Here is a 16,028-nt window from a genome sequence, read left to right as displayed (position 1 = left end):
TCAACGCGAGGACGGCGAGTTCACCCGCGCCCGCAACCGCGTGGCGTGCGGGCCGGGCAATCCCGTTTCCACCGCCCGTTCCAAAGCCTCGAACGCCGCCGGCGAACCCAAGCGGTGCAACAACTCCGCCCGCGACGCGTGCCACCACGGGTAATCGTCCAACCCGGGCAACGCGTCCACCAAAGCCAACCCCGCCGCGGGTCCATCCCGTTCCGCCACCGCCGCCGCGCGGTTGAGGCGCACCACCGGTGTGTCCTGGATCGACAACAGCACGTCGTACCAGGAAATCACCGCGTCCCAGTTCGTCTCCGAATACGACGGTGACAGGTCGTGGCAGGCCGCGATCGCCGCCTGGACCACGTACGCGTTCGGCGTCGACGGGGTGCGGCGCAACCCCGTGCCCACCAGCTCGACGCCCTCCTTGATCAGCGCGAAGTCCCACGCCGACCGGTCCTGGTCGGCCAGCAACACCGGTTCACCCGACGAGAACCGGGCCGCGCGGCGGGCGTCCTGCAGCAACACCAGCGCCAGCAACCCCAGCGCCGTCGGCTCGTCCGGCATCAGCGACGCCAGCAAACGGGCCAGGCGGACGCCCTCGACCAGCAGCGACTCGCGGCCCGTGTAGCCCTCGTTGAAGATCAGGTACACCGTCGATGCCACGCCGGCCAGCCGCGACGGCAGCTCCTCCGAAGAAGGCACGCGATAAGGGATGTGCGCGGTAGCGATCTTCTGCTTCGCCCGTGTAAGGCGCTTCGCCATCGTCGCCTCGGGGACCAGCAGCGCCCGCGCGACCTCCAACGTCGACAAGCCGCCCAGTGTCCGGAGCGCCAACGCCACCTGCGCGTCCAGCGACAACGCCGGGTGACAGCACGTGAAGACCAGCCGCAGCAGGTCGTCGCGGACGGATACCGGGTCGGGGAACGGGTCGAAGGCGGGCATCGCGTCCGCCTCCTTCCCGAGCCGCTTCGCTTCGCGGCGGACGACGTCGACCGCGCGGCGGCGGGCCGCCACCAGGAGCCAGCCGCGCGGGTTGTCCGGGACGCCGTCGCGCGGCCACGTCTCGAGCGCGCGCACGACGGCGTCCTGGACCGCGTCCTCGGCCAGGTCGACGCTGCCGGTGACGCGGACCAGCGTGGCCAGTACCCGGGTGCCCTCGTCCCGGACCAGCCGCGCGACCGCGTCCCCGGCGTGGGTCACTTGCCGAAGTCGACGACCGGCCGGACCTCGATCGCCCCGTCCCAGGCGCCCGGGATGCGCGAGGCGACCTTGACGGCTTCGTCGAGGTCGGCGCACTCGATCAGGTAGAAGCCGGTCAAGGCTTCCTTCGTCTCGGCGTACGGGCCGTCGCTGGTGACGAGGTCGCCGCCCTTGCCGCCGGTGACGCGGACCGTCGTGGCGGTGGCGGTCGGGTACAGCGCCGCGCCGCCGCGGATGACCGCTGCCGCGCCCGCGCCGAACTCGTCGTAGTCCTTCATCATGTCCGCGGCCTCGGGCGCGGTCGGGTCGATGTCGGTGGCGTAGATGATCGCGGCGTACTTGGGCATGAGGGGCTCCTCGCAGATCCTGACCGGCGCCGATCGCCGGCTCTCACTGTAAGGACGAACGGGCGAACGCGGGCATGGACACTTGTCGCCGGGAAAGTTTCGCGGGCAGGGTGGGACGCATGGGAGAGCCCGCGCTGTTCGGTCCGGACCGGGTACGCGTGGCTTAGCGAACGACCGCCGCACCGGCTCGCCTTCCCGACCGGAACCTGGGCTTGGCCGGTCACGCGATATGCCGACGCGGTGGCGCTCAACCACCCTGCCCTGGTCAAGAGCTCCCTTGCCGACAACGAGGAGTGGCAGCGCTCGGTATGGGCTCGCGTCGAACGCGATCAACACCGATCCGCCCGACGACTCACGGTTGCGCCGAGCGTGCGCCGGCGCGTTCGGTCCGCGCCGGATGGAGAACCTGCCTGAGCGCGCCCAGCGGATGACCGACGAGCTGGTCGGCGCGAATCGAGGCACACGGCACGGCGACCTCGTCTGCCCGCTGTCGATCGCGATCATCTGCGATCTGCTCGGTGTGCCTGGGCGGTACCGCGAGAACGTCCGCGAGTGGTCGCTCGTCATCGACTCGGCCGACGACACCGACGGCTCGAAGGTCCGTGAAGCCACCGCCGTGCCGGAACTACTGGTCACCGAGGTGTCAAAACCAAGCGTGCGACGCCGGGGCTGACCTCGTCGCCCACGAAGCGGCTGACTCGCTCTCCGCGGACGAGGTGACGTCGACTGCCTTCCCGATCGTGATTGGCGGCCACGAAACGACGGTCGGGCTGATTTCGACCGGCACGCTCACGCTGCTGACACACCGGCCCACCGCGCCGCCGTCATCGAGGAGACGCTTCGGCTGCACTCGCCACTGCAGAACGCGACCTGGCGGTTTCCCACCGAAGACGTCGAAATCGGCGGGCAGCTCATGCGGCCCGGCGACCCGATCCTGGTCTCGGTGCTGGCCGCCAACCGCGATCCCGCGGCATTCGAAAAGCCCGACGCGTTACAGTCGGGGCAACGCGGCTCCGACCGTCGGCACCTCGCGTTCGGCGCCGGGCCGCACCTCTGCATCGGCGCCGCGCTGGCCCGGTTGCAGGCCGACGTCGCCTTCGAAACCGTGCTCCGCCGGCTGCCGGCCGCTCGGCTCGCTGCACCGGAACGGGAACTCCGCTGGTGGCCGAGCCCGATCACGCGTGGGCTCCTTCCACCTGCCGGTCGAGGTCTAACCCTCGACGAGCTCCCACTCGGCGTCCGGCGTCGCCCGGTCGTACACCTGGCCCGGTGCGGCCTTCAGCACCGTGCGGACGTCCGGGTACAGCCCCGCGACGTGCTCCAGTTCCAGCCCCTCGACCTCGAAGTCCTCCGCCTCGGGGACCTCGAAGCCGACGAACAGCCACGTTCCGTCCTGCTCGCGGACCACTTGGCGGACCGCGCGGGACGGGGCGTCAGGGCCCGTCGGGATCTCCGTCAGACCCGTGCTGATCTGCGCCTCGTCGTCCGGCGAACCTTCGAACTTCCACGCCGCGCGGCGCTGGTTCAGCAGGCGGATGTCCTCGTCCTCGTCGTCGGAACCGGTCACCGACGACAGCAGCCACGTGCGGCGCTCGGGGTCCCAGTCCGCGGCCATTCCCGTCGGCAAGCCGGCGAGCGCGGTCAGCTGCGGCAACAGCTCCACCGCCTCTCGCAGCGACATCTTCCGGAAGCTCTCGCGGTTGACCAGCACGTCGTCGGACAGCTCGGTGCCGTCGCTGATGAACCAGTCGTCCTCGTCGTCCAGCACGACGAAGCCCAGCGCGTCCGGGTCGTTCACCAGGGCCAGTGCGATGATGACCGGCCCTTCCGGGTCCTGGCGCAGCGGCCATTCGGTCGACATGCGCCATATCCCACCATCGCGGCGGCACACCCCACGAGCCGGGGTCACCCGTTCGATAAATTCATCGCACGTTGATATTATCGGCCTCATGGTGCTGCCCAAGGGACTCGCCCGCTTCAACCGCGTGGTGACCAACCGGATCAACAAGTACTTCGTGAACTGGGCGCCGGGCTTCGGCCTGCTCGTCCACAAAGGACGAAAGTCCGGCAAGGAGTACCGCACGCCGCTGAACGTCTTCCGCACCGGAGACGGCTTCGTCGTCGCGCTCACCTACGGCCCGGACACCGACTGGGTGAAGAACGTCATGGCCGCGGAGAGTTGCACCATCATCACCCAGCGGAGAAATTACCGCGTGCACTCGCCCGAGCTCGTGCATGATGAATCACGCCGAGCGATGCCGACGCCCGTGCGCCAGTTCCTCGGCCTGCTGAACGTCCACGACTTCCTGCTGCTGAAGCGGGACTAGGGGGAGAAATGCTGCTCGAGGGGGAGCTCGTCCGGCTGCGTGCGCTCGAACCGGAGGACGCCGAGCGGATCCACGCGTTCGTCACCGACCCCGAGGTCGGCCGCTGGATGGAGAACGACCACCCGCTTTCGCTGGCCCAGGTGCGCAAGCGCTGCGAGGAGCGAGCGGTCAACACGTACGAAAAGGTCGTCCTCGGCATCGAGGCCAAAGCCGAGCGGAAGCTCATCGGCGTCATCGACCTGCGCGACGCCGAGCCCGAGGTCGGCGAGGCCTACCTGGACGTCTACATCGGCGACGCCGAGTATCGCGCGGGCGGCGGCTACGGCACCGAAGCGCTGCGCCTGATGTGCCGCTACGGCTTCAACAACATGCGCCTGCACCAGGTGTCGCTCTGGGTCGTCGCCGAAAACGAGGTCGCCCGGCACGTCTACCGCAAGATCGGGTTCGTGGAAGAGGGCCGGCACCGCGAGTCCTTCGTCGGCGAGAACGGCGAGCGCCACGACATGATCCTGATGAGCATGCTCAAGGGCGAACTCACCTGGTGAGCCGGGGCGGCGCCTTCCGCCGCCACGCCTCTTCGAGCAGCTCGCGCAGCTGATCGATCTCCACGCGAGCCAGGTCGACGATGATCGAGCCGTGCCCGTCGTAGTGCGGGGTCGTGAAGAAGGCCGCGTCGCCGGAGTCCAGCAACGCGGCCTTCTCGTCGAGCCCGCACATCACGACCAGGCCGCCCTCGGCCTCGGTGCGCAGCCGCGCGAACCCCTTGCCCGCCACCTTCAGCGCGGGCGTGCGGTACCAGGTCGACGCCTCGACCTCGGGGAGTCCCGAGGCCAGGCGTACGACGTCTTCCCAGGTCGTCATGGATCCATTGTCGACCCGGCGTCTTGCAAAAACGGGAACTACGGCAGGCGGGTGATCCGGTCCGCCGCGGGCGGGGCCTGGTTCGGGTGGGTGCCCAGGTACGCGACGAGCGCGTCCAGGTCCACCGGTCCGCCGGCCAGGTTCGTGCCCTTGGTGAACTCGGTGAAGCCGTCCCCGCCGGCGGCGAGGAAGTTGTTCACCGACACGCGGAACGTCGCCGCCGGGTCGACCGGCGTGCCGTTCACCATGATGTTCGAGACCCGCGAGCCCTGCGGCGCGGACGCCGAGTAGCTGTAGTGCAGCGAGCTCGAGATCTGCAGGAACTTCGGGTTCACACCCGGCGCCCACTGCTGCTCCAGCACGTTCTTCAGGTTCGCGCCGGTCAGCGTGATCGTCTGCATGATGTTCGAGAACGGCTGGACCTTGAACGCTTCGCCGTAGGTGACCACGCCGTCGCCTTCACCGGCCGGCGACGACGCGTACGTCAGGTCGGCGCGGATGCCGCCCGGGTTGGTCATCGCGATGACCGCGTTGTTCGACTGCGTGCCCGCGAGCTGCGCGTCGGCGATGACGTCGCCGAGCGGCGACTCGCCGGCCGCGTTGCCCGCCGCCGGCAGGTCCGCGGTGATGGTGCCGACCTGCTTGTTCGCGATCGGGCCGGACTTCGCGACGGCGTCGGCGACGAGCGCCGCCACCGCCGGGTCCGGCGTGACCGTCCGCGTCACGATCTCGTTGAACGCCTTCGTCTGCGACCGCACGACGTCGCGCGTCTTCAGGCTGATCTTGAGGTCGACGACCGACAGCAGCCGGCCGAACGACGAGCCCTGGATCACCGTGCGCGGCTGGCCGGCCGGGTCGTTGATCACGCAGTTGTACTGCTGGTGGCTGTGCCCGGTGAAGATCGCGTCGACCTTCGGGGTCACCGCCTTCGCGATCGCGGTGGCCGGGCCCGGCAGCACCTTGCAGTCGTTCGGGCCTTCGAGCTCGGTGCTGTCACCCTGGTGCAGCAGCACGATCTGGGACTTGACGCCGAAGAAGTCGAGCAGGTTCGCGGTGCGGTTGATCGCTTCGACCTCGTCGCCGAACTTGAGGCCCTTGATCGCCTCCGGCGTGACGACCGACGGCAGGTCCTTCAGCGTGGCGCCGATGACGCCGACCGGCACGCCACCCTCGAACTTGACGGTGAACGGCAACAACGCGGGCAGGCCGTTGGTGAAGTACACATTGGACCCGAGGAACGGGAAGTTCGCACCCTTGAACGTCTTGTCGAACTGGCAACCGTCCGTCGGGTGGCAGCCGCCGAACTGCATGCGCTGCAGTTCCTTGTAGCCCTCGTCGAACTCGTGGTTGCCGACGACGGAGCCGTTGACGCCCAGCATGTTCAGGAAGTCGATGGTCGGCTCGTCGTGGAACAGCGCCGAGGTCAGCGGCGACGCGCCGACGTTGTCACCGGCGGAGACGACGAACGAGTTGCGCACCTGCGCGCGAAGCTGCTTCACGTGCGTCGCCAGGTAAGCGGCGCCGCCGGCGTCCACAGTGGTCCCGTCGGACTGCGTGACGCGGCCGCTGGAACCGGTCGGCGGCTCCAGGTTTCCGTGCAGGTCGTTGAACCCGATGATCCGGACGTCGGTGGTGGGGTCCGGGCGCTGGCCCGCGGACGCGGGCGCGGTGGTCACCGCGGTCGTCGCCAGCGCGGCCGCGGCGAGCACCGCGAGCCGGGTTGAAAGCCTCATGCGTGTTTCCTCCGATTCGCGCCCAAGGTCCCCAACGGGCGCACGGCGGAGGATTCTGCCTCGCGGAGCAGTCACCTACCAGGGTCAAAAGACGGACGTAAAGCGAATGTCACCTAACGGCTTCCTGCGAGCAGCACGTCGGCGACGAGCGCCGGGTCGTCGTTCATCGGCACGTGCCCGCAGCCGGGCAACAGCCGGAACGTCCCGTTCGGAGCGACCTTCCGCAGGTCGGCGACGCGGGGGCGGGCCAGGATCCGGTCGTGCTGGGCCCACGCGATCGTCACCGGGACGCCGGTGACCGGGCCGGTGAAGCGGAAGTCGCCGCGTGACTGCGCGGCCGTCGGCTCGAAGCCGGGCGCGGTCGCGAGCGCGTGGGCGTCCGCGACGACGTCGTCCGGGGTCAGCAGCGCCGGCCTCCCGACGATCATCCCGGTCAGCGCCTTGCGCCCGGCCGGGGTCGCGGCGATCCGGCGCACGACGTGCGGTGGCGTGCGTTGCGCGAGCGCGCGGTGGGCTTTGAGCGTGGCGATCGCGTACATCTTCTGCGTGCGGTTCCACAGCCCGGCCGGCGACAACGCCGTGACGCTGCGGACGAGCCCGGCCTGCCCGAGCGCGAGCGACAGCAGGCCGCCGAGCGAGTTGCCGGCGACGTGCGGCCGGTCGAGACCCAGCTCGGTGAACAGCTCCTTGAACATCACGAGCGCCGGCTCGACGCCGTATCCGCCCGACGGTTCGGGCGACTCGCCGAAGCCCGGCAGGTCCACGGCGATGACGTCGCGATGCGGCGTGAGCAGCGGGAACACCGGCGCCCACGCTTGCCGGCGGTGCCCGATGCCGTGGATCAGCACCAGCGGCTCGCCCCGGCCCGCGCGGTCGAAGACAACGTCGTCCATTACCCGAGAGTAGGTCCGCGCCGGGCGAAAATCTACAACCGCCGGTAACAGTTACTCTGCGTCCGGGTGAAGCCGGGTCCCCGTGTCGGCCGACCGCTGGACGGCGTCGAGAACGCGGTGCACGCGCAGGGCGTGCGCGAAGTCCGGCAGGTCACCCTTGAGGTGCCGCGCGTACGCGTGCGCGACGTTGTACGACGGCTCGGCGCTGCGCCCGGCCAGCTGCGGGAGCTCGTACCGGGCGGGCACGGTGAGCTTCTCGAGCGTGCCGGTCCGGCTGCCGCGCAAGGTCAGCTTCGCGATCCAGAACAGCGGGTCCGCGGCGGTGACGACCAGGGTGCCCTCGGTGCCGTTGATCTCCCAGTGGAAGTCCGTGGCGGGCGACGACCCGCCGCGCAGGTGCAGGGAAGCGACCGCTCCGCCGTTCAGCACGCCGTTGACGGCGATCTGGTCCGGCGCGGTCATCGGGACCGAGTCACCGGTGACCTCGTCACGCACGCGCGACCGGACGGTCGCCATCGTCGCCGACAGCTCGGCGAAGCGGCCGAGCACCATGTCGAAGGCGTCGACGGTGTGCGCGAAGGGGATCGTCAGCATGGTCGCCCCGCCTTCGGGGTGCAGCTGGTAGTCGCGCCCAGCGCGGACCGACGGCCCCCAGTTGCCGCCCGAACCGATCAGCGACGTCGAGAGCACGCGGCCGACGTAGCCGTCCTTGATGAGGTCGCGCAGGTAGCGCAGCGCGGGCGCGGACCGGCCCTGCAGGCCCACCGCGGTCTGCTTGCCGCGAGCGGCTTCGACCAGCGCCTCGGTGTCGGCGAGGCTCGCGCCGAGCGGCCACTCGCTGAGCACCTGCTTGCCCGCGGCCAGCGCGGGTTCGATCAGCGCCCGGTGCTCGGACACCTTCACGGCGACGACGACCAGGTCGACCTCCGGGTGCGCGGCCAGCTCGGCGGCGTCACCGAAGGTCAGCGGGACGCCGTACTTCTCGCCGGCCACCCGCGCCGAGTCGGCGCTGCTCCCGCTGAGCGCGCGGAGCTCGTAGCCCTCCACCGCGGCCAGCGCGGGCACGTGCGCGGTGGCGGCCCAGCCGCCGTTCGCGCTGAGCCCGACGATGCCGACCCGGACCGGTGCCATGAGCGTTTCCCTTTCGTTGCCCTGCACAAGACTTCGACGTGCCGAGCGTCGTGGTCATTCCCGGGTGAGCGCAAGCCGCATCCGGTTACGTCTGCCTTTTCCGGCTATGACTTCGGACTCGCCGGTGTGGACGAACCCGAGTCGTTCGTAGACGCGCCGCGCGCGGTCGTTCCCCTCGAAGACGTGCAGACCGATCGCTTCCGCGCCGGCTTCTTCGGCCGCTTCGCGAACGGCGTCCATGAGCCGGACGGCGACCCCGCGGCCGCGCGCTTGTGGCGCAACCCACATCGAGAAGACGAGCCACTCCCGTTCGGCGGGCCAGCCGCAGACGAGCGCGACGGCGACGTCCTCGTCGTCGAAAGCCGCGAACCAGGCTCGGTCGCGAAGCCAGTCTCGCCACTCGTCGTCCGGCTTGGCGCGTTCGACGGCGGCGAGCGAGCCGAAGTTCTCGGGCGTCTCCGTGAGGGCGCGGAGCCGGATCTCGCGCAGCACGCGGGCGTCGTCGGGAGTCAGCCGTCGCACGTGGACCATGCGCGCAGATTCGCACGCGCGAGGGGTCCGGTAACAGCCATTAACGCGCGCGCGATGAGCCGGGCACTACGACGTGTGGGGGACGCATGGGCATCGAGGTCGTACTCGTGGTGCTGGCCGTCGTCGTGCTGCTGATCGGCGGCACGGTGTTCAGCGCGTGGCGATCCGAACGCTCCGAGGAACGCGAAGACGACTGACCGATCGGCCCGGCACCGGTCGGCCGAGTGGCCGATGGGATCGGGCTCTTCGACCGAAGTACCCGCGCGGCAAGATCCATAACGTCGGTGGCATGACGAACGCACAGGTCACCGCCCTGCAGTACGGGTTCATCGGCTTCCTGGCACTGTGGACCGTGGTGCTGGTGCCGCAGCTGATCACGCAGCTCGCGCGCTACGGCGGCCTGCGCGTCCGCGGCCTCGCGACGACCGGCGCGGTGCTGCTGTACGGCTGCATGACCCTGGCGGTCGTCTTCCTGCCGCTGCCCGGGCCGGGCACGCGCCGGCTGAGCCAGACCGTGCAGCTGCACCCGTTCCAGTGGATCACCGACATCCACACGGAGATGCTCAAGCACGGGTCGCAGTGGTTCGCGACGCAGACGTTCCAGCAGGCGTGCCTGAACGTGCTGCTGTTCGTCCCGCTGGGGGTGTTCGCGCGGGTGCTGTGGCGCCGCGGCCTGATCGGGACGCTCCTGATCGGCTTCACGGCCTCGCTGCTGATCGAGATCACGCAGCTCACGGCCAACTTCGGGACGGCGCCGTACGCCTACCGCATCTTCGACGTGGACGACCTCATGAACAACGCGTCCGGCGCGGGGGTCGGCTGGGTGTTCGGAGCACTGCTGCTGACGGTCCTGCGTTCACCGATCGGCGTGCAGCCGGCCCGGCGCGAGCGGGTCCACTTCGCCGAGACGCGCTAACCGGGCTTTCCGCTGCAGAGCGGCCCGCTTGACGGCGCGGCGATCCTCGAGGACGACGACGAGGGCGGCTATGGCGATGACCAGCGCGACGAGGCCGAGGATGAGCGGAAGCTGCACGGATCCTCCTCGGTACGACGCTGTGCGGGAGATCACACAGGTTACGCAGGTACGTGGTGAATTCGCTACCCCCGGTGGCCGGGGAGGTCCGATCGGCGGTGAACTCTTGGTGCCCGAGCCCCGGACCACCCGCCGAGCATGCCGGAAACTGGGCACGTGAGACCCACCAAGGACCAGCTTGCCACCGCGCACAACACCACCATCCCGGACGTCATCGCGCCCGGTCTCGACGTCCTCTTCTGCGGCATCAACCCCGGCCTCTACTCCGGCGCGCTGAAGCAGCACTTCGCCCGGCCCGGCAACCGCTTCTGGCCCGCCCTGCACCAAAGCGGCTTCACGCCCAGGCGATACCTACCGGAAGAACAAGACCGGCTGCTCGACCTCAAGCTCGGCATCACCAACGTCGTCGCGCGGACCACCGCCCGCGCCGACGAGCTCACCGCCGACGAGTTCCGCGAAGGCGGCAAGCTCCTCCAAGCCAAAGTCGAGGAGTACCGGCCGCGGTGGCTCGCCGTCGTCGGGATCACCGCCTACCGGACCGCCTTCGGCTTTCCGAAGGCGGGTGTCGGGCGGCAAGAACACCGGATCGGCGACACCCGCGTGTGGGTGCTGCCCAACCCGAGCGGGCTCAACGCGCACTGGACGCCGGCCGGGCTCGCCGCCGAGTTCGCCGAGCTGCGGGCCGCATCCGAAACCCGTCGAAATCGTTGAATACGAGTTGACCAGGAAGCGAGCCACCCTCAGTAGCGCCAACCGCCCCATCGGGTCCGCTCCAGCCCAGCCGAACCGCGCCTTCAAGATCGTCTTCTACTCAAAGTTTGCTGTGACCGGCGGATTGGGCCATGAGGGGTAATTGGCGTCATGAGCTGCGCAATCGCGACTCGTATCAAGCAGGAGGAGTCACTTTTGGCCGGTCCCGGCAGGGGGGACCGGACGCCCAGGAGCGACGGCGCAGAGACGGAGGCCCGCGATGCACGGCATCGAGCCCACCCGCAGGCCCACCGGGCCGATCGGACCCGGCGGGCGCAGTCTCGGCGTGGCGGTCGTCGATCCGGTCCCGATCTTCCGCGACGGCCTCGCCGCGCTCGTCCACCGCAGCCAGGGGCTGCACTGGGCGGGCCAGGCGGCCAGCCACCACGCCGCGCTGCAGCTGTGTGAGCAGGTCAAGCCGGACGTCGTCGTGCTCGATTCGGCGCTCGACCCGAACTGCCACCTGACGAAGCTGCTCAACGCCGGCGACCCGGCGCTGATCCTCGTCACGCTGATCCGGGACGCGAACCGCACGCAGCAGTACCTCGCGGCCGCGATCGCCGCGGGCACGCACGCGATCGTGCCGCGGTCGATCGATTCACGGCGGCTCGCCGAAGCGATCCGGCGCGCGCACACCGAGCGCCGGTACATCGATCCGGCGCTCGCCGCGCTCACCGCCCGGCCGAAGCGGTCGACCGTGCCCAAGGGCGACCTCGCCCACGACAGCCCACCCGCGCCGCGCGGCGGGATGCCGCTGTCCCGGCGCGAGTACCAGGTGCTCCAGCTGGTCGCCGAGGGTCTCGAGAACTCGGCGATCGCGAAGCTGCTGTTCCTGTCCGTCGAAACGGTGCGGACCCACGTCAAGAGCATCCTGCGCAAGCTGTCCGCGCGGGACCGCACGCACGCCGTCACCATCGCCTTCCGCGGCGGGATACTGGTCGCCCGCGCGGAGGACGGCCACGTGCCGGTGACTGCCGACACAACGGCGCTCCCAGGCCAGCGCTGACCCCTCATACCACCCGGATTTCCTTACCCGGAAGTGCGGATCTGCTTGCTCCAGTTACCCGCAGGTAATATCCTGAAGTTACCGGCGAGTAAGGCGAACATGTGCCCGGCCGGGGAGCCGAACACATTGGAGTGACGACATGGGCCACTACAAGAGCAACGTCCGAGACCTGGAGTTCAACCTCTTCGAGGTCCTGGGCGTGCAGGAGCGCCTGGGCAAGGGTGTGCTCGCCGAGTCCGACGAGGAGACCGCCCGCGGGGTGCTGGCCGAGCTGAACAAGCTCGCGACCGGCCCGCTCGCCGAGTCCTTCGCCGACGCCGACCGCAACCCGCCCGTGTACGACCCGAAGACCTTCAGCGTCAAGATCCCCGAGTCGTTCAAGAAGAGCTACCAGCAGCTCATCGAGGGCGAGTGGTGGCGCCTCGGCCTGACCAACGACCTCGGCGGCTTCGGCCTCCCCCCGACCGTGCAGTGGGCCGCCTCCGAGCTGATCCTCGGCGCGAACGCCCCGCTGTTCATGTACATGGCGGGCCCGAACTTCGCGATGATCGTCGACAAGAACGGCACCGAAGAGCAGAAGCACTGGGCGCAGCTGATGATCGACCGCGCCTGGGGCGCGACGATGGTGCTGACCGAGCCGGACGCCGGTTCCGACGTCGGCGCGGGCCGCACCAAGGCCGTGCCGCAGGAGGACGGCTCCTGGCACATCGACGGCGTGAAGCGGTTCATCACCTCGGCCGAGCACGACATGAGCGAAAACATCATGCACCTCGTGCTGGCGCGCCCCGAGGGTCCCGGCATCGAGACCAAGCCGGGCACCAAGGGCCTCTCGCTGTTCCTCGTGCCGAAGTTCCACTTCGACTCGAAGACCGGCGAGCTGGGCGAGCGCAACGGCGCCTACGTCACGAACGTCGAGCACAAGATGGGCATCAAGGCCTCGACGACGTGCGAGCTGACCTTCGGCCAGCACGGCACCCCGGCCAAGGGCTGGCTGCTCGGCGAGGTCCACGACGGCATCGCGCAGATGTTCCAGGTCATCGAGTACGCCCGGATGATGGTCGGCACGAAGGCCATCGCGACGCTGTCGACGGGTTACCTCAACGCGCTCGAGTACGCCAAGGAGCGCGTCCAGGGCGCCGACCTGCCGAACATGCTGAACAAGGCCGCCCCGCGCGTCACCATCACGCACCACCCGGACGTCCGCCGCTCGCTGATGCTCCAGAAGGCGTACGCCGAGGGCCTGCGCGCGGTGTACCTCTACACGGCGTCCTTCCAGGACCAGCTGTGGACCGGCGAGGGTGACCAGAAGGTCGCGCACGGCGTGAACGACCTGCTGCTGCCGATCGTCAAGGGCGTCGGCTCCGAGCGCGCCACCGAGCAGCTCGTGCAGTCGCTGCAGACGCTGGGCGGTTCCGGCTTCCTGCAGGACTACCCGATCGAGCAGTACATCCGCGACGCCAAGATCGACTCCCTCTACGAGGGCACCACGGCGATCCAGTCGCTGGACTTTTTCTTCCGCAAGATCGTCCGCGACAAGGGCGCGTCCCTCGCCTTCGTCGCCGGCGAGATCTCGAAGTTCATCGAGTCCGAGGCGGGCAACGGCCGGCTCAAGAACGAGCGCGGGCTGCTCAAGCAGGCCCTCGAGGACACCCAGGGCATGCTGGGCTCGCTGATCGGCTACCTGACGACGTCGCAGGAGGACCCGCAGAACATCAACAAGGTCGGCCAGCACACGGTCCGCCTGCTGATGTCGGTCGGCGACCTGCTCATCGGCTGGCAGCTGCTCAAGCACGCCGAGGTCGCCATCGGCAAGCTCGACGCGGGCGCGACCGCCAAGGACGTCCCGTTCTACGAGGGCAAGATCGCCGTGGCGTCGTTCTTCGCGAAGCAGGTGCTGCCGGAGCTGACCGCCCGCCGCGCCATCGTGGAGGCCGCCGACAACGCGCTGATGGAGCTCGACGAAGCCGCGTTCTGATGGTCACGAAACGGGCTCTCCTCGTGTGAGGAGGGCCCGTTTCGTGTTTCAGGGTCCTGCGGCGGGGGCATTCCGCTCACCGAGTCCGACGGACCCGAGTGGCCGGGTTCGCGGATCCTTGAGAGGAGAAAGTGATGACTGTCGCCGGCATCGTCAGCGCACTCATCGTCGGGCTGATCATCGGTGTTCTGGGCCGGCTGGTCGCACCCGGCAAGCAGAGCATCCCGATCTGGCTGACCATCGTGATCGGTATCATCGCCGCCTTCATCGGCACGGCCATCGCGCGCGGCCTCGGCTACGCCGACACGAACGGCATCGACTGGCTGGAGATCCTGACCCAGGTCGTGCTCGCCGCCATCGGCGTGAGCATCGCCGCCGGCGCGTACGGGCGCCGGGGCGTAACCAGGTAGTACTTGCGAAAGACCCGGCCCGGTCCGGTCCGCTGTCGGGGGCGGACCGGGCCGGGTCTTTTCGTGTCACCTCATCGGGGGTCAGCGCGCGCGGGACGGCGGGATCGGTGCCACCGTGGCGCTTATTGCGCTATCCGAGGAGGCAGCTGTGCTCGGCGGACTTTGGGGCATCATCTCGACCATCATCGTGGGCCTGATCCTGGGCGTGCTGGGCCGGCTGTTCGCGCCCGGCGACCAGAAGATCCCCATCTGGCTGACGATCGTCGTCGGCATCGTGGCCGCGTTCATCGGCAACTGGCTCGCCGGGGTGTTCGGCGTCCGCGACACCTCCGGCATCGACTGGATCCGGCACATCTTCCAGATCGTGGCCGCCGTCGTCGGCGTCATCGCGGCTTCGGCGATCTACGCCCGGGTCAAGGGCGGCCACCGCACCAGCGCTTGAGCGACAGGCCTGCGCCGACGAGCAGCAGCGCGGCGGCGCAGGTCATCGCCGTGGTCAACGCGGTCGCGGACGACGTCACGGCCAGGGTCAGGAACAGGCTGCCGAACGTGGCCACGCCGACGACCTGACCCAGCTGCAGCGTGGTGGTCAGCAGGCCGCTGACGTCCGCCGCGCGCTCGAGCGGGACGTGCGTCAGCGCGTTCACCATCAGGGAGCCGAACGCGGGTCCCATCGACAGCCCGAACAGCAGCAGGGCCACGAAGAACAGCGTCCCGCCGTCCCGGCCCAGCCCGAGCAGCGCGTAGGCGGCAGCGGATCCCACGTACCCGCACGGGGTCAGCCAGGCGTGCACCCGCTTCGGCAGCCGGTTCCAGAAGAACCCGCACAGGCCGAAGACGACGCCACCCGGCGCCATCGCCAGCCCGGCGGCCATCGCCGTCTTGCCGAGGCCCGTCTGCAGGTGCAGCGAGACGCAGAAGAGGAACCCGCCGTAGGACGCGACGCCGGCCGCGAGCGTCGCCAGGCCCGGGGTGACCCCGCGGATCCTGAGGACGGCGAGGTCGACGAGCGGGTCGGCCACCCGGCGTTCGACGACCACGAACAGCACGGCCAGCAGCGCGCCCACCGCGATCGAGACGAACGTCCAGGCGGGCCAGCCGGTCTCGTGCCCGAGCACCAGCGGCAGCACGACGAGCACCACCGCCGGCACGGCGATCGCGAGCCCGGCGAGGTCGAGGCGACGGCCGGCCTTCGCCACGCCACCGGGCACCAGCTTGGCGGCGAGGACGGCCACGACCACGCCGAGCGGCACGTTGACCAGGAAGATCGGCCGCCAGCCCGTCCCGAACAGGTCCGCGCCGACGAGCACGCCGCCGAGCACCTGACCGGCCACGAACGCGACCGAGATGACCGCGGTGTACGCGCTGAGCGCCTTGGCCCGCGCGGCGCCGGTGAACTGCGCCTGGATCAGGCTGATGACCTGCGGCATCATCAGCGCGGCGCCGGCGCCCTGGGCGATCCGCGCGGCGATGAGGAACTTGTCGTCCGGCGCCAGGCCGCAGAGCGCGGAGCAGACGGTGAAGGCGATCGTGCCGGTGACGAACAGCCGTCGCCGGCCGTAGAGCTCGCCGAGGCGGGCGCCGGTGATGAGCAGCATCGCGTAGCCCACGGTGTAGCCGGAAACGACGAGCTGCAGCGCGGCGCCGGACGCGTGCAGATCGGTGCGGATGTCGGTCATGGCGACGTTCACGACGGTGACGTCGAGCAGCGCCATGAACTGGCCGAGCAGCAGGACGGCCAGCATGAACCACGGCCGCCGGTCCGGCCGGGCGGCCCGGTCGGTGGCCGGGGCAGGGGTGGTCAGAGTCATGGCTCCGACCTTGGGGTTCCGCG

At 69.7% G+C, this 16,028-nt stretch carries 19 protein-coding genes and 1 pseudogene; 10 read left to right on the top strand and 10 right to left on the bottom strand.

What is annotated here, in order from left to right; genetic code table 11:
* Together BLV96_RS18350 and BLV96_RS18345 are read right to left on the bottom strand one after the other, a co-directional pair.
* Positions 1-1,197: an RNA polymerase sigma factor gene (locus tag BLV96_RS18350; RefSeq protein ID WP_086671079.1), complete on the bottom strand. Its 1,197-nt coding sequence runs from the start codon at positions 1,195-1,197 to the stop codon at positions 1-3.
* Positions 1,194-1,544 carry a YciI family protein gene (locus BLV96_RS18345; RefSeq protein WP_086671078.1) on the bottom strand — a complete coding sequence of 117 codons (351 nt, stop codon included), beginning with the start codon at positions 1,542-1,544 and terminating at the stop codon, positions 1,194-1,196. Before BLV96_RS18345 ends, BLV96_RS18350 begins: the two co-directional genes overlap by 4 nt.
* A gap of 397 nt (positions 1,545-1,941) precedes the next feature.
* On the opposite strand from BLV96_RS18345, the gene BLV96_RS50730 reads away from it, so the two are divergent.
* Complete coding sequence (locus tag BLV96_RS50730; RefSeq protein ID WP_244180302.1) at positions 1,942-2,217, top strand: cytochrome P450; 276 nt, start codon at positions 1,942-1,944, stop codon at positions 2,215-2,217.
* A gap of 153 nt (positions 2,218-2,370) precedes the next feature.
* Positions 2,371-2,601 (top strand): annotated as a pseudogene (locus tag BLV96_RS50725) (cytochrome P450); the annotation flags it as partial.
* Positions 2,602-2,754: 153 nt separating this feature from the next.
* Here BLV96_RS50725 and BLV96_RS18335 read toward each other — a convergent pair.
* Complete coding sequence (locus BLV96_RS18335) at positions 2,755-3,405, bottom strand: hypothetical protein (RefSeq protein WP_086671076.1); 651 nt, start codon at positions 3,403-3,405, stop codon at positions 2,755-2,757.
* 88 nt (positions 3,406-3,493) lie between these two features.
* On the opposite strand from BLV96_RS18335, the gene BLV96_RS18330 reads away from it, so the two are divergent.
* Positions 3,494-3,871 carry a nitroreductase family deazaflavin-dependent oxidoreductase gene (locus tag BLV96_RS18330; protein WP_167379645.1) on the top strand — a complete coding sequence of 126 codons (378 nt, stop codon included), beginning with the start codon at positions 3,494-3,496 and terminating at the stop codon, positions 3,869-3,871.
* Between the two features lie 8 nt (positions 3,872-3,879).
* A complete protein-coding gene (locus BLV96_RS18325) occupies positions 3,880-4,416 on the top strand; it encodes a GNAT family N-acetyltransferase (RefSeq protein ID WP_086671074.1) in 537 nt (178 codons plus the stop codon).
* Here the strand turns inward: BLV96_RS18325 and BLV96_RS18320 are convergent.
* The 5 genes from BLV96_RS18320 to BLV96_RS18300 form a co-directional block, all read right to left on the bottom strand.
* Positions 4,406-4,732, bottom strand: a complete 327-nt coding sequence (locus BLV96_RS18320; protein ID WP_086671073.1) for an MmcQ/YjbR family DNA-binding protein — start codon at positions 4,730-4,732, stop codon at positions 4,406-4,408. The two genes, BLV96_RS18325 and BLV96_RS18320, sit on opposite strands and share 11 nt — an antisense overlap.
* A gap of 38 nt (positions 4,733-4,770) precedes the next feature.
* Positions 4,771-6,465 (bottom strand): bifunctional metallophosphatase/5'-nucleotidase, encoded by a 1,695-nt coding sequence (locus BLV96_RS18315; protein ID WP_086671071.1) that lies wholly within the window; start codon positions 6,463-6,465, stop codon positions 4,771-4,773.
* Positions 6,466-6,578: 113 nt separating this feature from the next.
* Complete coding sequence (locus BLV96_RS18310) at positions 6,579-7,358, bottom strand: alpha/beta fold hydrolase (protein WP_086671069.1); 780 nt, start codon at positions 7,356-7,358, stop codon at positions 6,579-6,581.
* Positions 7,359-7,409: 51 nt separating this feature from the next.
* The gene (locus tag BLV96_RS18305) at positions 7,410-8,489 is read right to left on the bottom strand and encodes a Gfo/Idh/MocA family protein (RefSeq protein WP_086671067.1); all 1,080 of its coding nucleotides are present in this window, start codon (positions 8,487-8,489) and stop codon (positions 7,410-7,412) included.
* 54 nt (positions 8,490-8,543) lie between these two features.
* Entirely contained in the window at positions 8,544-9,020 is a 477-nt protein-coding gene (locus BLV96_RS18300; protein ID WP_086671065.1) for a GNAT family N-acetyltransferase, read from the bottom strand.
* A gap of 289 nt (positions 9,021-9,309) precedes the next feature.
* Here BLV96_RS18300 and BLV96_RS18295 point away from each other — a divergent pair, with 289 nt between their 5' ends.
* A complete protein-coding gene (locus tag BLV96_RS18295; RefSeq protein ID WP_086671063.1) occupies positions 9,310-9,936 on the top strand; it encodes a VanZ family protein in 627 nt (208 codons plus the stop codon).
* Here BLV96_RS18295 and BLV96_RS49895 read toward each other — a convergent pair.
* Complete coding sequence (locus tag BLV96_RS49895; protein WP_167379644.1) at positions 9,877-10,053, bottom strand: hypothetical protein; 177 nt, start codon at positions 10,051-10,053, stop codon at positions 9,877-9,879. The two genes, BLV96_RS18295 and BLV96_RS49895, sit on opposite strands and share 60 nt — an antisense overlap.
* 156 nt (positions 10,054-10,209) lie before the next feature.
* Between BLV96_RS49895 and mug the strand changes: the two genes are divergently transcribed.
* The 5 genes from mug to BLV96_RS18270 all read left to right on the top strand — a co-directional run bounded on the left by mug (position 10,210) and on the right by BLV96_RS18270 (position 14,636).
* On the top strand, positions 10,210-10,764 hold the full coding sequence (gene mug / locus BLV96_RS18290; RefSeq protein WP_425266183.1) for a G/U mismatch-specific DNA glycosylase: 555 nt from the start codon (positions 10,210-10,212) through the stop codon (positions 10,762-10,764).
* Between the two features lie 259 nt (positions 10,765-11,023).
* Positions 11,024-11,809, top strand: coding sequence for a response regulator transcription factor (locus tag BLV96_RS18285; protein WP_086671059.1), 786 nt, complete (start codon positions 11,024-11,026; stop codon positions 11,807-11,809).
* Positions 11,810-11,948: 139 nt separating this feature from the next.
* Positions 11,949-13,784, top strand: coding sequence for an acyl-CoA dehydrogenase (locus tag BLV96_RS18280; RefSeq protein WP_086671056.1), 1,836 nt, complete (start codon positions 11,949-11,951; stop codon positions 13,782-13,784).
* Positions 13,785-13,918: 134 nt separating this feature from the next.
* Entirely contained in the window at positions 13,919-14,194 is a 276-nt protein-coding gene (locus BLV96_RS18275; RefSeq protein ID WP_086671054.1) for a GlsB/YeaQ/YmgE family stress response membrane protein, read from the top strand.
* Positions 14,195-14,342: 148 nt separating this feature from the next.
* Positions 14,343-14,636, top strand: coding sequence for a GlsB/YeaQ/YmgE family stress response membrane protein (locus BLV96_RS18270; protein ID WP_086671051.1), 294 nt, complete (start codon positions 14,343-14,345; stop codon positions 14,634-14,636).
* Here the strand turns inward: BLV96_RS18270 and BLV96_RS18265 are convergent.
* Complete coding sequence (locus BLV96_RS18265) at positions 14,608-16,005, bottom strand: MFS transporter (protein WP_086671050.1); 1,398 nt, start codon at positions 16,003-16,005, stop codon at positions 14,608-14,610. The genes BLV96_RS18270 and BLV96_RS18265 overlap by 29 nt on opposite strands.
* Between the last annotated feature and the right edge of the window lie 23 nt (positions 16,006-16,028).

The organism is Amycolatopsis pretoriensis (genome assembly GCF_900107925.1).
In the GTDB taxonomy this organism is placed as follows: domain Bacteria; phylum Actinomycetota; class Actinomycetes; order Mycobacteriales; family Pseudonocardiaceae; genus Amycolatopsis; species Amycolatopsis pretoriensis.
This window is presented reverse-complemented; position numbering and strand designations above follow the sequence as displayed.